Consider the following 12,968-nt stretch of genomic DNA (forward strand, 5'->3'; position numbering starts at 1 on the left):
ACCCTTACACCGGGGAATGAGAGACAAACCACGTCCGCGATGCCACAGTGGGCAGATGGCGTCCTCGATCCTGCCACCTGAGGGCGAAACCCTCGCCACCGGTTGGGAACCGGAGCTCGCGCCGGCCGACTCACTCGTCCGGCAGGCCGTCCTCGCGCACGCCTCCTGGGCGATCGACGCGCCCCGCCGCGCCGGCCAACCCTGGTACGACGGTGACACCTGGGCCGGCGGGATCCTCGGCGACCGCGGCCCACTCACGAACTGGGTCGTCCCGAAGCAACCCGTCGACCCGGCGGAGGTGATCGCCGAAGCCGCGCGGGAGCTGCCGAACAACGCGCCGTACCTGTTCGTCAGTGCCTGGCCGACGCGCGATCTGCGCGAGCACGGCCTCGCCCTGGCCGGTCACCCACCGCTGATGGTCCACCTCCCGGCGCTTCCGACCACTCCCCCGATCACAGATCTCGAGATCCGCCAGGTCACCGACGCCGCCGCCCTGGCCGACGCCGAACGCGTCCTGGTCGAGGGGTATCCGCTCCCCGAGCTCCAGCCGTTCCAGCCCGGCGCCGTGTACGACGTCTCGTTCCTCGAGGGCTCCGCGGTCTGGGTCGGCTACGACGGCGACGTACCGCTGGCAACCTCGACAGCCCACCATGCCGCCGGCCTCACCGTCGTCGAGAACGTCGCTGTCATGCCCGCGGCGCGCGGCCGCGGCGCCGGCGCAGCCATCACCTGGGCAGCCACCACCCACCACCCCGACCACCCCGCCGCCCTGATCGCCTCAGACAACGGCCAGCCCGTCTACCAACGCCTCAACTACCTCCGCCTAGAACGCTGGACCGTCTGGGTCAGGCCCTAACCCGCCAACCCACGCCGGCCGCTCCAACAGAACGTCCGGCACCGACGACGTCGCCGCCACGTAGGCTCCGAGATCACGATCGAGCAAACCACCGAGCGCGCTGATCTTGGCTGCTTCGCGCGACAGGTTCTCACCGATCAGCGGCTCATGGTGGGCGACGCGATTCCGTAGCCGGTTGAGAGTTGCCACCTTGCTGTCCACGTCTCGCTTCCGATCGGTGCCAGGCGGGAACACCTGGTGCAGGTACGGCACCCAGACCGTCTTCTCGTGGGCCGACGAACTCAGGAACCGCCAGAAGCCGAAGGTCAGTTCGGCGATCACCTTGCCCGGCGCGGTCTCCGGCCCCACCCGCTCACAGGCCTGCTCGAGCTGAGCACGCTGCTGGGTGTTGATATCCACCTGCCGGCCGTCACGCATCCGGTAGACCGGCGGAAAGAGCGCCTGGGCCGAGCGGGTCCAATGCAGTGGAGAACCAGCCCAGTAGCGTTCGATGACGGCGGCGTAGGCGTTCCGCAGCCCGACCTCGATGTGGCCGAGATCCCGCATCAGCGCGGCGCTGATGCGGGAGTTCCATTCATAGAGTGCGAGCGCGCGGCCGATATCGCCGCCGGCCGCAGTGCTGTACTTCGCGAGCCGGGCCGCGCTGAGCCAGCGCCGCACCCATGGGCCTGCGGGCGGCGGCTCGAGATCGGTGGATAGCACAGGCTCCTCCCCGCTTCGGGTGGTAGCATCGACAGTGAAAGCCCCGGTGGACCGCTGACTCAGGTCATGTCGCCGGGGCTACGACTTTCTGGGGGTCAGGTCCCGCGAAGACAGGCGCACCATCGACCACGTCAGGTGGCAGTGGGTACGCCGAAAACCGCGGACATGTGACGCACTAGATGTGGTGCAAATCGGCCCCCACTCGCGGGAGTGGGGGCCGATGGGGTTAGGCGCGGACCGTGGCTACCAGGTGGTCGACGACCTCGGCTACGGGGATGTCGGCGCGGGTGCCGGTGCGGCGGTCCTTGACCTCGATGGTGCCGTCGGCGAGGCCCTTGCCGACCACGGCGATGGTGGGGACGCCGAGCAGCTCGGCGTCCTTGAACTTCACGCCCGGGGAGACTTTCTCGCGGTCGTCGTAGATGACGGACAGGCCGCGGGACTCGAGCTCGGCGGCCAGTGCGGCGGCCTTCTCGAACAGCTCAGCATCCTTGCCGGTGGCAACGAGGTGGATGTCGGCCGGGGCGATCTCGCGCGGCCAGATCAGGCCGAGCTCGTCGTGGTTGCCCTCGGCGATCGCGGCCACCGCGCGGGTGACGCCGACACCGTACGAGCCCATGGTGACCGTGACGAGCTTGCCGTTCTGGTCGAGCACTTTGAGGTCCAGGGCCTCGGCGTACTTCTTGCCGAGCTGGAAGATGTGGCCCATCTCGATCCCGCGCGCGCTCGACAGCGGACCCGAACCGTCCGGCGCCTCGTCGCTGTCGCGCACCTCCGCGGCCTGGATCGTGCCGTCGGCGGTGAAGTCGCGGCCGTGCACCAGATTCATCACGTGGAACCCGGACTTGTCCGCACCCGTCACCCACGCGGACCCCTCGGCGACCCGGGGGTCGAGCAGGTAGCGGATGCCCGACGTGTTCTCGGACCCCAGCACACCCGGCCCGATGTAGCCCTTCGCGAGCGAGGGGTGCTTCTCGAAGTCCGACTCCTCGAAGGCCACGACCTCGGCCGGCTCCACCTGCGCGCCGAGCCGCTTCTCGTCGATCGCCCGGTCCCCCGGTACGCCGATCGCCAGCGGCTCGCGCGTGCCGTCGGGGCGCACCAGCATGACGAGCACGTTCTTCAACGTGTCGGCGGCGGTCCACTCCCGCCCGTCCGTCCGAGCATGCTTCGCGTTCATCGCGTCCACCAATGTGTCGATGGTGGGCGTGTCCGGAGTGTCGACGACCTCCGCGGCAGGCACGGCCGACGCGTCGACCGGCGCGGCCTGCGGGACCACGACCGCCTCGACGTTGGCGGCGTACCCACCGGGCGAGCGGACGAAGGTGTCCTCACCGTTCTCCGCGATCGCGAGGAACTCCTCCGAACGCGAGCCACCCATCGCACCGGACATCGCCTTGACGATCACGTAGTCGAAGCCGAGCCGGTCGAAGATGTTGATGTACGCCTTGCGGTGCAGCTCGTACGACGCCGCGAGGCCGTCATCGTCGACGTCGAACGAGTACGAGTCCTTCATCACGAACTCGCGCCCGCGCAGCACGCCGGCCCGCGGCCGCGCCTCGTCGCGGTACTTGTTCTGGATCTGGTAGATCGACAGCGGCAGGTCCTTGTACGACGAGTAGAGGTCCTTCACGACCAGCGTGAACATCTCCTCGTGCGTCGGCCCGAGCAGCATGTCGGCGCCCTTGCGATCCTTCAGCCGGAAGATGTTCGGCCCGTACTCGGTCCAGCGGCCGGTCGCCTCGTAGGGCTCGCGGGGCAGCAGCGCCGGGAACACCAGCTCCTGCGCGCCGATCGCGTCCATCTCCTCGCGCACGATCCGCTCGACGTTGCGCAGCACGCGCAGGCCCAGCGGCAGCCAGGTGTAGATGCCGGGCGCGGCCCGCCGGATGTACCCGGCGCGGACGAGCAGTTTGTGGCTCGGGACCTCCGCGTCCGCCGGGTCCTCGCGAAGGGTGCGGAGGAACAGCGACGACATACGCAGAATCACGGGAGTCTCCCAGCGTGCAACGGGTCAGGAATACAACAACGGACGGAACAGAGAATATCGGCCCGGCGGTAATGCTCTCACCACGTTATCCACAGGCTCACGCCGCCCGGTCCTCGCGGGCGGCCTTCAGCGCCCAGCGGATCAACGGCAACTGCAGCGGCAACCGGGCCCAAGCGATCGCTTGAGCCGGCCGGGATCCCTTGCGCTGCAGGTCGGCGGCCATCTGCACGTTCGCCGGGAAGATCGCCACCAGCAGCCCGGCACTGGCCAGGCCGGCCACCCGTCGCGTACGCGGGTGGAGCAGACCGGCCGCGCACGCCAGCTCCGCCACTCCGGATGCGTAGACGAGTTCCTTCTTCCGCGGCAGTGCCCGCGGCACGATCTGCTCGAACGGCCGCGGCTTCAGGAAATGCAGCGTGCCGAGAACGCCGAACAGAACAGCGAGGCCGGTCGTGGTCTTGCTCCGAGACGCCATGCGCCGGAGCTTACTCGCTGGTAGTCAGAACAGAATCGTCGCGAACGTCTCGATCGTCCGGAACCCGACCCGCTCGTACGCCGCCCTCGCCGACAGGTTGAACGCGTTGACGTACAGCGTCACCACCGGCGCGATCTGCCGGGCCAGCTCGACCACCGCCGCCATCCCCGGCGCGGCGAATCCCTGGCCGCGGAACTCCGGATCCACCCAGACCCCCTGGATCTGGCAGACCCCGCTGCCGACCGACCCGACCTCGGCCTTGAACACGACGCGCCCGTTCTCGATCCGGGCGAACGCACGCCCGGCCCGGATCAGCTCGGCCACCCGCGACCGATAGAACGTCCCGTCCGGCCCGGTCTGCGGCGGTACGCCGACCTCCTCGGTGTACATCGCGACACAGGCCGGGTACAGAATCGGCAGTTCCACCGGCTCGACCGCGCGGACCAAGGGATCGGGGGCGATCACCGGCGGGCCCTCGATCACCATGAACGGCTGGTTGTCGCGCACCTCGCGGGCCGGTCCCCAGTGCGGTTCGAGGATGCTCCACAACTGCTCGACCGAGCGGGCCTGGCCGAGGATCTGGAAACAGTTCCGTCCCCGCCGCATCGCGTACGCCGCGAACGCGCGCAACGCGGCGTCGTCCGCGCCGACCGGCACCATGTTGCCGCCCGCGTGACACAGCGCCTCCAGCGCGCCCTTCTCGACGTACCCCCAGACCTCCGCACCCCGGCGCGGATCGAGTCCGGACGCCTGCACGAGGCTGTCGACGAACACGTTCACGACCGGATCGCGGGCGATGACCGCGCGCGCCGCCGCGAGGTCACGAGGACCGAGAACCCGTACGCCCACGCGCAGAACCTAGCGGATGTTCAGCAGTTCGGCATGCAAGGGGCCGGATCAAACCGCCGCTGGATCGTGTGTCGCCGCGATCCGGCGCAGCGGCGACGTCCACGCGACCACCACCGCGACGAAGCCGGCGAGCCCCATCACCACCATGCCGGTCCGGATCCCGAACTCCTTGCCCAGTAGGCCGCCCACCACCGAACCGAACGTCCAGCCGACACCCCACGACAGCATCCGGGCGGCTGTGTTGACCCGTCCGAGCAGCTTCTCGGGCGTGACCTGCTGCCGGTACGACACCGCGTTGACGATGACCAGCACGTACGCCGAACCCCACACCAGCAACGCGATCGCGGCCGCGACCCACCCGGGCGCCAGCGGCGAGAGCACCCCGAGGAGCGCCGAGACCGGCAGCGCGTAGAGCGTGATCGCCGCCGGCGACAGCCGCTTCAGCAACCGCGGCAGCGCGACCGCGGCGATCAGCCCGCCGATCCCCCACGTCCCCCACACGAGCCCGAACCGGAGTCCCGACGTACCGACGTGAAGGACCTGGTCGCACCAGACCACGATGAGCGCCATGAACCCGCCGCCGCCGAACGACTGCAGGCTGCCCACGATCGTCATCGTCCGGACACCTGGGTGACGGACCAGATAGCGCAGCCCTTCAGCGATATCGGCCAGAACCACTCGCGGTCTCAGCGGCGCCAGTCCCTCGCGCCGCTCGGACATCGCCCGCACGATCCCCCGCACCGCGAAGGCCGACGCGGCGAAACTCAACGCGTCGAGCGTGAGCAGGCTGGCCGGATCCAGCACGGCGAGGAGCAGACCGGTCAGCGGCGGGACGAACAACTCGATCAGACTCGACGCCGTCCAGACCGCGGAGTTCGCCTGCGCGACCCGGGCCCGGCCGACCAGCACGGGAAGGGCGCCGAAGTTCGCTCCGTCGAAGAAGGTGTAGACGCTCTGGACGGTGAACGCGACCACGAGCACCTGCGCGACGGTCAGTACGTCGAGCAGGTGCGCGACCGGGATCGACCCGACCAGCACCGCGTTGACCAGGTCGGCGCTCACCATCACCCGGCGCCGGTTCCACCGGTCGGCGAGCGCGCCGGCGAACAGCCCGGTCAGCAGGTACGGCGCTGATTCGAGCGCGGTCACCAGGGCCGTCAGGACGGTCGAACCGCTCAACCGATAGACGAGCACCGGCAGCGCGATCGCGGTCACCATCGATCCGGTGATCGACAGCGCCCGGGCCAGCCAGTACCGCCGGAAGTCCGGATCGTCGCGCAGCCTCGTCATGGCGGAATCTTGCAACCTCACGTGCGGTGGAGGTCAATGACCATCCACATCAGGTCGACGCCGAGATCCCGGTCCGGGGTTGCCCGCGCCTCGGTGAACCCGTGAGCCCGGTAGAAGCCGATCGCCTTCTCGTTGGTGACCAGGACGTCCAGCAGCAGTTCCGTCGTACCTTCGGGAAGCGCGGCGATCGCGGCGTCGAGGAGTGCCGTGCCGATCCCCTTGCCCTGGTGCTCCGGCAGCACGTACAGCTTCCACATCACCCACGAGTCGCCCTCGCGGCCAAGGCCGGCCATCCCGACCAGGTCGTCGCCTTCGGCCGCGACCAGGGTGATCCCGTTGCGGATCCCCCACTCGACCACCTCCGGCGACCACCACTGCGCGACTCCGTCGCTGATGAACTCCTCGGACGCCAGACCCGCGTACGCAACCGGCCAGCTCGTCACCCCGATCTGCCGCACCGCGTCGACCTCAGAGAGCTCGGCCCTTCGTATTTCGATCACTCGTGCACCACCACCGTCGCCCCGTCCGGATCCACGATCTCCAGGCCTTCCTCGGTCCGCGTCACCTGATGGCCGCTGAGTCGCCGCCGTACGTCGTCCAGGTCTTCGGTGGTGGACAGCTCCAGGCGTACGGCGTACTCCGCGTCGGCCGGCCCGAAACGCAGGGACCCGTCAGCGCCGAGCAACTTGAGCAACCGCAGCCAGGCCGCCTGATCCACGCCGGTCAGGTACGGCGTGACCGACCAGCGATCGTCCGGCCGGGACTCGTGCAGCTTGTAGCCGTACAGGTCCTTGCTGCGCTCGTCGATCCAGAGCTCGACCCCACCCGGCCCGGTGATCGACAGGACCCGGCCGTACGCCTCGTCCCAGATCGTCGCGTCTGCGAAGCCCGCCTGTTCCAGAGTGTCCTTGAGTTCGTCGATCTCGTCGGCCTCGAAGGTGAGGCTGGTCTGCCCCGGCCGGCCGGCCATCGCACTGCCCGCGGCGTCGTGCAACGCGACCATCCCGCGACCGGTCAGCATGTCCACCCACCCGCCGCGCTCGGACTCGATCCGCGACCGCAGCCCCAGTGCCTCCAGGAACGCGCGCATCGCGCCCACATCCGCCGTGAACCGCAGCGGCCGGATCAGTACGTCGTTCATCCTCGGGCCTCCCCGTGCTTGTCCAGGTACTCGGTCAGGGCCTGCTCCACCAGCGCCGACAGACTCGCCGCCTCGTCGATCGCCTTGTGCTTGACCCGCCGCACCAACTCCGGCGGCAGATACACGTTGAACTGCACCTTCTCTGCCATGGCTATATTGCTAGCATCCTAGACAGCTAACCGTCAACAAGCCGACGGCGATTGCTGTTCTCCGTCGGCTTGTTGACTCAGACTGCGGCGAGCAGGGCGTCGTCGATTTCCTTGAGCAGCTTGTGCTTCGGGCGAGCGCCGACGACGGACCAGATCACCTCGCCCTGGCGGAACAGCATCAGCGTCGGCAGCGCCATCACCCGGTAGCGGGCCGAGACCGCCGGGTTCTCGTCGGCGTTCAGCTTCAGCACGGTCAGCTGGTCCTCGCGCTCGGCACCGATCTGGGCGAGCACCGGCGCGATCTGGTGGCACGGCGGGCACCACTGGGCCCAGAAGTCCACCAGCACCGGCTTGTCGGAGCGCAGTACCAGCTCGTCGAAGGTCGCCTCGTCAACGGTCCGCAGGTCACTCATCGTTGGTTCATCCTCCAGCTCTCGGCATCGGTCAGGAGGTCGGTCAGCCGGGCCCGCAGGTCGGTGAGCTCCGCGATCCGGCGATCCACCTCGGCGATCCGGCTCCGGTACGCCGTCAGCGAGGCCGGGCAGACGTCCGCCCGCTCGTTGCCGGCCCGCAGGCACTCGATGAACGGGTACGTCTGCTCCGCGGTCAGCCCGAGACTCAGCAGCGCCTTCACTTCGCGTACGACGACCACGTCGTCGGCCTCGTACGACCGGTAGCCGTTGGGCTCCCGCCGCGGCTTGAGCAGCCCCTGCGACTCGTAGTACCGCACTGCCTTGACCGTCACACCGGCCTCGGCCGCCAGATCACTGATCCGCATCCCGCCTCCTTCACCCAACGCTAAACCTTGCCCCCAGGGTCAAGGTCAAGCCAGGATAACCGGGATCAATGGCCGCGGAACGCCTCTTCCAGCCACCAGGACGGATGGTCCGCGACGACCTTCGCGTCGACGAGCATCGGCGCCGACCGCGGTCCGTTCAGCCAGTCCGTGACCGCCGCGAGGTCGCCGGCGGTGCGGACGGTCGCGGCCTCGAAGCCGTAGCCCCGGCCGATCGCGGCGAGGTCGGTCGGCGGGAACCTCACCGTGTCCAACGGGTACCCGCCGGGACCGAAGTGGTGCACCTCGGCGCCGTAGGCGTCGTCGTTGTACACGACCACCAGCATCGGCAGGCCGAGCCGGCGTACGGTGTCGAGCTCCGCGGCGCTCATCAGCGCACCGCCATCGCCGAGTGCGGCGACCGGCAGCCGGTCCGGCTGCGCCAGCGCGGCGCCGATCGCGGTGGCAAGCCCCAGCCCGACCGACTGGAACGCTTGGGTGAAGCAGAGACCGTTCTCGTCCGGCACCGACAGGTAGGCGCTCGGGTAGCCCATGAAGTTGCCGGAGTCGACGGCGACCACGCGTTCGGCCGGAAGGAGGTCGTCGAGCGCGATACTCAGCGTCCGTGGGTCGATCCGCTCCGCCGTGCTCGTGTCGTCGTACGGGACGTCCCGCCAGCGCACGCTCCCGCGCCCGGCCGTGCGCCAACCCACCCGCTGCTCCCCGAATGCCTCCCAAGCCATCGTGGCGGTGAGCCCGACGTCCCCGGTGACGCCGAGCTGGATCTCGCGGTGGGCGCCGAGCGCCGACGCGTCGTCGTCGACCTGCACCACGATCGTGTCGGGTCCGATCAGCTGACCGTGCCGCATCGTCCACATATTCAGCGCGCATCCCCACCCGACGATGAGGTCGGCGCTGCGGATCAGCTCGGCGGTCCGTGGCGAGGCGAAGCCTCCCGAGATCCCGAGCGACCATGGGTTGCCGTGGAACAGACCGTGCGCGACGGCCGAGGTCGCGAGCAGCGCGCCACTGCGTTCCGCCAACAGTTCAAGGGATTGCCGATGTCCACGGGACCCGCGGCCCGCGACGAACACCGGTCGCTCCGCACGCCGTAGCAGGCCGGTCAGGGCGGCGACCTCGGCGGTGTCCGGCACCACCGCGTCTCGCGAAGGCGGCGACGCGACGGCCGGTGCCGCGGCGGGAATCTCCAACGCCTGCACGGGAAGCGGAACGTTCAGCAGCACCGTACGGCGTTCCCGAACGGCGGTCGCCACGGCGTCCAGGGCCTCCACCTCCGCGGTGTCCGCCGAGGTGACCCGCACCGGCACCGCACCCACCGCACGGGCGAGCGCCTCCTGGTCGACGTAGAAGTTCGACCGCGGCTCGGTCACCTCCGCCGCCACCACGATCATCGGCGTCCGGCTCTTCGCGGCCTCGGCGATCCCCGTCATCGCGTTCGTCAGGCCGCAGCCCTGATGGACCGAAACCGCGGCGACGGTCCCGCTCATCCGCGCGTACGCGTCTGCCATCGTGGCCGCGCCGCCCTCGTGCCGCGCGGCAACGAACCGCGCGCCGCCGGCCACCATCGCATTCGTCAGGTGGAAGTTGCCCGACCCGATCACGCCGAAGACCTGGCGGACGCCCGCGGCCGCCAACGCCCGGCCGACGGCGACCGCGACGTTCATCCGCGTTCGACCAGCGCGAGCACTCGTGCGGGAGCGCCGGAGCCACTCACGATCGGCAACGGTCCCGCGATGATCACGGCCCCGGTCGGCGGCAGTACGGCGAGGTTCTGCAGCTGGGTCAGCCCGTACTTGTCGCTGCCCATCAGGTACGAGTGGCACGGGAACGGCGGATCGAACGAGTGCGCCTTCCCGGCGTCCGTACCGACGGTCTCGACGCCGAGCCCGAGTACGGGTGTCTCCTGCGCGACCCACCGCGCACACTCCGGCGACAGGCCTGGCGTGTGCGGTCCGGTCTCGTCGGCGTTGATGAACGCCTCTTGGGAGTACGACCGCGCGTCCCATCCCGTGCGTACGAACAGCCAGCCGCCGTCGGGCAGCGGTACGTTGTCCGCCTCCCAGGCCTTGATGTGGTCGACCTCGACGAGGAAGTCGGGGTTCTTCTCGACCTCGGCACTGAAGTCGAGTACTACGGCCGGGCGGATCAGCCGGCTGGCCGGAACCGACGCGATATCGCCGAGGTCCTTGCCGGTGACCCAGTGGTTCGGTGCGTCGAAGTGCGTGCCGGTGTGCTCGCCGCTGGTGAAGTTGTTCCAGTACCACGCCGGCCCGCGGTCGTCGTACCTGCTGATCTCCTCCAGCGCGAACGGCGCCGTCTGCCCGAACTCCGGCGGCAGCTGGATCACCGGCGTCGACGCGGACAGCGGCGACGTCAGGTCCACCACCTCGATCGACCCGTCGGCGAGTGCTGCGACGAGTACCGACAAGGGCGACGAGCCGGGCATGCGGACCTCCAAGGGAGTGGCGTACGAGACCCTGACACCGAACCTTGGCCCCAAGGCCAAGTCAGCATAGACCGCATGCTGCTGGGGATCTTTCGTTCACCCGAACTCCCGCCTGGCGGACGGCTGGTCGAGCGGACCGCGGTCCGGGGTGTGCTCTTCCGCGGGCGGGAGTTGCTGCTGCTCTCCTCGCGCCACGGCGACTACAAGTTCCCCGGCGGCGGTGTCGAGCCCGGCGAGTCGTTCGCGTCGGCGCTGCGCCGCGAGTTCCGCGAGGAATGCGGGTACGCCGACGTGGTGGTCGGCGCCGAACTCGGCACGACCCGCGAAGAGGTGCCGGCGGCTGAACCGGAGTACGACGTCTTCGGCATGACCTCGCACTACTTCGCCTGCTCCGGCGGATCGCCGGTCGGCGGCCAGCAACTCGAGGGCTACGAGGCCGACCTGGAGCTCACCCCGTGCTGGGTAACGGTCGACGAGGCCCTGACCGCCAACCACGCCGTGCTGGCCGGCGGCGTCGGCGTGATGCGCTGGCTCGCACGCGAGACCGCCGTACTCGACTGGCTCAGTCGACGTACGCGCTGACCCACTCCCCCAGCACCTTCGCACTGGCGTCCACCAGGGCCGGCCAGTCAAGCGCCGCCTCGTCGGCCGAGTCGGACACATGCTTGACGACCCGCACCGGCACGCCGTACTCACGGCACGCGTAGACGACGCCGTACGCCTCCATGTCAACGAGATGCGCCCGGTCCGCGAGCCGCGCCCGTACGACGGGATCCGTCACGAACACGTCCCCCGACGCCAGCACGGTCCCGTCCCCACCCTCGACGTGCAACTCCTCCTGCGGATCCAGCCCGATCCCCCGAATCGCCTCGGCATTGAGATCGTGATTGATCACCGTGCTCGGCAAATACAACCCCGACAACCCGTCCCTGAGCGCTCCCGTAGTGCCGACATTCAGCACCACCAACTCAGAGGTGTCCCGCCCCGCCAACGCGCGGCTGACTGCAACAGCCGCGGCAGTCTTGCCCACACCGGTGACAACCACCGGAATGCCATCAGGCACATACCGAGCCTCCCCAGCAACCGCACTCACCACCAGGTACTCGGTCACTGCCGGAGATCAGCCGACGGTGACTGTGGGGTCGCCGGAGTCGGCGGAGTCGCCCATTTGCTCGGCGATGCGCATGGCTTCTTCGATGAGGGTTTCTACGATGGCGGACTCGGGGACGGTTTTGATGACCTCGCCCTTGACGAAGATCTGGCCCTTGCCGTTGCCGGAGGCTACGCCGAGGTCGGCCTCGCGAGCCTCGCCGGGGCCGTTGACGACGCAGCCCATGACGGCGACGCGGAGCGGGACCTCCATGCCTTCGAGGCCGGCGGTGACCTGCTCGGCCAGCGTGTAGACGTCCACCTGGGCGCGGCCGCAGGACGGGCAGGAGACGATCTCGAGCTTGCGCTCGCGCAGGTTCAGCGACTGCAGGATCTGCAGGCCGACCTTGACCTCCTCGACCGGCGGCGCGGACAGCGACACCCGGATCGTGTCGCCGATCCCCTTCGACAGCAGCGCGCCGAACGCGACCGACGACTTGATCGTGCCCTGGAACGCGGGCCCGGCCTCGGTCACGCCGAGGTGCAGCGGCCAGTCGCCCCGCTCGGACAGCAGTTCGTACGCGCGGACCATGACGACCGGGTCGTTGTGCTTGACCGAGATCTTGAAGTCGTGGAAGTCGTGCTCCTCGAACAGCGAGGCCTCCCAGACGGCGGACTCGACCAGCGCCTCCGGCGTCGCCTTGCCGTACTTCTGCAGCAGTCGCGGGTCCAGCGAGCCGGCGTTGACGCCGATCCGGAGCGACGTGCCGTGGTCCTTCGCGGCCTGCGCGATCTCCTTCACCTGGTCGTCGAACTTGCGGATGTTGCCCGGGTTGACCCGGACCGCCGCACAGCCCGCCTCGATCGCGGCGAAGACGTAGCTCGGCTGGAAGTGGATGTCGGCGATCACCGGGATCTGCGAGTGCTGAGCGATCTCCGGGAGCGCGTCCGCATCCTCCTGCCGCGGACAGGCGACCCGCACGATGTCACAACCGGCGGCGGTCAGCTCGGCGATCTGCTGCAGCGTCTTGTTGACGTCGTTCGTCGGTGTCGTCGTCATCGACTGCACCGAGACCGGCGCGTCCCCACCGACCAGCACCTTGCCCACCTTGATCTGGCGGGTCTTGCGGCGTGGCGCCAGGGTCGGCGGCGGCAGCGCGGGCATGCCCAGGTTGATGCTCATGA

At 69.3% G+C, this 12,968-nt stretch carries 16 protein-coding genes; 2 read left to right on the forward strand and 14 right to left on the reverse strand.

Annotated features, from left to right (window positions below; all coding sequences use genetic code 11):
- Positions 1 to 55 precede the first annotated feature (55 nt).
- Entirely contained in the window at positions 56 to 856 is an 801-nt protein-coding gene (locus tag ACXC9Q_RS24675) for a hypothetical protein (RefSeq protein WP_457059028.1), read from the forward strand.
- On the opposite strand, the gene ACXC9Q_RS24680 is transcribed toward ACXC9Q_RS24675, so the two are convergent.
- From ACXC9Q_RS24680 to ACXC9Q_RS24735, 12 genes are all read right to left on the reverse strand, one after another.
- Complete coding sequence (locus tag ACXC9Q_RS24680) at positions 824 to 1,558, reverse strand: Abi family protein (protein ID WP_457059029.1); 735 nt, start codon at positions 1,556 to 1,558, stop codon at positions 824 to 826. The genes ACXC9Q_RS24675 and ACXC9Q_RS24680 overlap by 33 nt on opposite strands.
- 226 nt (positions 1,559 to 1,784) lie before the next feature.
- The gene (locus ACXC9Q_RS24685) at positions 1,785 to 3,548 is read right to left on the reverse strand and encodes a proline--tRNA ligase (RefSeq protein ID WP_457059030.1); all 1,764 of its coding nucleotides are present in this window, start codon (positions 3,546 to 3,548) and stop codon (positions 1,785 to 1,787) included.
- A gap of 97 nt (positions 3,549 to 3,645) precedes the next feature.
- Positions 3,646 to 4,023, reverse strand: a complete 378-nt coding sequence (locus tag ACXC9Q_RS24690) for a DoxX family protein (RefSeq protein WP_457059031.1) — start codon at positions 4,021 to 4,023, stop codon at positions 3,646 to 3,648.
- 24 nt (positions 4,024 to 4,047) lie between these two features.
- Positions 4,048 to 4,872 carry a GNAT family N-acetyltransferase gene (locus ACXC9Q_RS24695; protein ID WP_457059032.1) on the reverse strand — a complete coding sequence of 275 codons (825 nt, stop codon included), beginning with the start codon at positions 4,870 to 4,872 and terminating at the stop codon, positions 4,048 to 4,050.
- Between the two features lie 48 nt (positions 4,873 to 4,920).
- Entirely contained in the window at positions 4,921 to 6,162 is a 1,242-nt protein-coding gene (locus ACXC9Q_RS24700; RefSeq protein WP_457059033.1) for an MFS transporter, read from the reverse strand.
- Between the two features lie 17 nt (positions 6,163 to 6,179).
- Positions 6,180 to 6,662: an N-acetyltransferase family protein gene (locus tag ACXC9Q_RS24705; protein WP_457059034.1), complete on the reverse strand. Its 483-nt coding sequence runs from the start codon at positions 6,660 to 6,662 to the stop codon at positions 6,180 to 6,182.
- Complete coding sequence (locus ACXC9Q_RS24710) at positions 6,659 to 7,303, reverse strand: VOC family protein (protein WP_457059035.1); 645 nt, start codon at positions 7,301 to 7,303, stop codon at positions 6,659 to 6,661. Before ACXC9Q_RS24710 ends, ACXC9Q_RS24705 begins: the two co-directional genes overlap by 4 nt.
- Positions 7,300 to 7,452, reverse strand: coding sequence for a CopG family transcriptional regulator (locus ACXC9Q_RS24715; RefSeq protein WP_328521643.1), 153 nt, complete (start codon positions 7,450 to 7,452; stop codon positions 7,300 to 7,302). The genes ACXC9Q_RS24710 and ACXC9Q_RS24715 overlap by 4 nt, the downstream gene beginning before the upstream one ends.
- Positions 7,453 to 7,529: 77 nt before the next feature.
- On the reverse strand, positions 7,530 to 7,865 hold the full coding sequence (gene trxA, locus ACXC9Q_RS24720; RefSeq protein ID WP_457059036.1) for a thioredoxin: 336 nt from the start codon (positions 7,863 to 7,865) through the stop codon (positions 7,530 to 7,532).
- Positions 7,862 to 8,230: a MerR family transcriptional regulator gene (locus tag ACXC9Q_RS24725; protein ID WP_457059037.1), complete on the reverse strand. Its 369-nt coding sequence runs from the start codon at positions 8,228 to 8,230 to the stop codon at positions 7,862 to 7,864. The genes trxA and ACXC9Q_RS24725 overlap by 4 nt, the downstream gene beginning before the upstream one ends.
- 65 nt (positions 8,231 to 8,295) lie before the next feature.
- Positions 8,296 to 9,912 carry a thiamine pyrophosphate-binding protein gene (locus tag ACXC9Q_RS24730; protein WP_457059038.1) on the reverse strand — a complete coding sequence of 539 codons (1,617 nt, stop codon included), beginning with the start codon at positions 9,910 to 9,912 and terminating at the stop codon, positions 8,296 to 8,298.
- Positions 9,909 to 10,694: a cyclase family protein gene (locus ACXC9Q_RS24735; protein WP_457059039.1), complete on the reverse strand. Its 786-nt coding sequence runs from the start codon at positions 10,692 to 10,694 to the stop codon at positions 9,909 to 9,911. The genes ACXC9Q_RS24730 and ACXC9Q_RS24735 overlap by 4 nt, the downstream gene beginning before the upstream one ends.
- A 75-nt stretch (positions 10,695 to 10,769) precedes the next feature.
- Between ACXC9Q_RS24735 and ACXC9Q_RS24740 the strand changes: the two genes are divergently transcribed.
- Complete coding sequence (locus ACXC9Q_RS24740; RefSeq protein ID WP_457059040.1) at positions 10,770 to 11,276, forward strand: NUDIX domain-containing protein; 507 nt, start codon at positions 10,770 to 10,772, stop codon at positions 11,274 to 11,276.
- Here ACXC9Q_RS24740 and ACXC9Q_RS24745 read toward each other — a convergent pair.
- Both ACXC9Q_RS24745 and ispG read right to left on the reverse strand, forming a co-directional pair.
- On the reverse strand, positions 11,257 to 11,757 hold the full coding sequence (locus tag ACXC9Q_RS24745) for a nucleosidase (protein WP_457059041.1): 501 nt from the start codon (positions 11,755 to 11,757) through the stop codon (positions 11,257 to 11,259). The genes ACXC9Q_RS24740 and ACXC9Q_RS24745 overlap by 20 nt on opposite strands.
- 57 nt (positions 11,758 to 11,814) lie before the next feature.
- Positions 11,815 to 12,966: a flavodoxin-dependent (E)-4-hydroxy-3-methylbut-2-enyl-diphosphate synthase gene (gene ispG, locus ACXC9Q_RS24750; protein ID WP_457059042.1), complete on the reverse strand. Its 1,152-nt coding sequence runs from the start codon at positions 12,964 to 12,966 to the stop codon at positions 11,815 to 11,817.
- Positions 12,967 to 12,968: the final 2 nt, after the last annotated feature.

The organism is Kribbella sp. CWNU-51 (assembly GCF_054073265.1).

Bases quoted from the DNA above. Each gene is read 5' to 3' on its own strand.
- ACXC9Q_RS24710 (WP_457059035.1), bottom strand. From the start codon at position 7,303: ATGAACGACGTACTGATCCGGCCGCTGCGGTTCACGGCGGATGTGGGC.
- ACXC9Q_RS24730 (WP_457059038.1), bottom strand. From the start codon at position 9,912: ATGAACGTCGCGGTCGCCGTCGGCCGGGCGTTGGCGGCCGCGGGCGTC.
- ACXC9Q_RS24690 (WP_457059031.1), bottom strand. From the start codon at position 4,023: ATGGCGTCTCGGAGCAAGACCACGACCGGCCTCGCTGTTCTGTTCGGC.
- ACXC9Q_RS24725 (WP_457059037.1), bottom strand. From the start codon at position 8,230: ATGCGGATCAGTGATCTGGCGGCCGAGGCCGGTGTGACGGTCAAGGCA.
- ACXC9Q_RS24740 (WP_457059040.1), top strand. From the start codon at position 10,770: ATGCTGCTGGGGATCTTTCGTTCACCCGAACTCCCGCCTGGCGGACGG.
- ispG (WP_457059042.1), bottom strand. From the start codon at position 12,966: ATGAGCATCAACCTGGGCATGCCCGCGCTGCCGCCGCCGACCCTGGCG.
- ACXC9Q_RS24715 (WP_328521643.1), bottom strand. From the start codon at position 7,452: ATGGCAGAGAAGGTGCAGTTCAACGTGTATCTGCCGCCGGAGTTGGTG.
- trxA (WP_457059036.1), bottom strand. From the start codon at position 7,865: ATGAGTGACCTGCGGACCGTTGACGAGGCGACCTTCGACGAGCTGGTA.
- ACXC9Q_RS24675 (WP_457059028.1), top strand. From the start codon at position 56: ATGGCGTCCTCGATCCTGCCACCTGAGGGCGAAACCCTCGCCACCGGT.
- ACXC9Q_RS24735 (WP_457059039.1), bottom strand. From the start codon at position 10,694: ATGCCCGGCTCGTCGCCCTTGTCGGTACTCGTCGCAGCACTCGCCGAC.
- ACXC9Q_RS24700 (WP_457059033.1), bottom strand. From the start codon at position 6,162: ATGACGAGGCTGCGCGACGATCCGGACTTCCGGCGGTACTGGCTGGCC.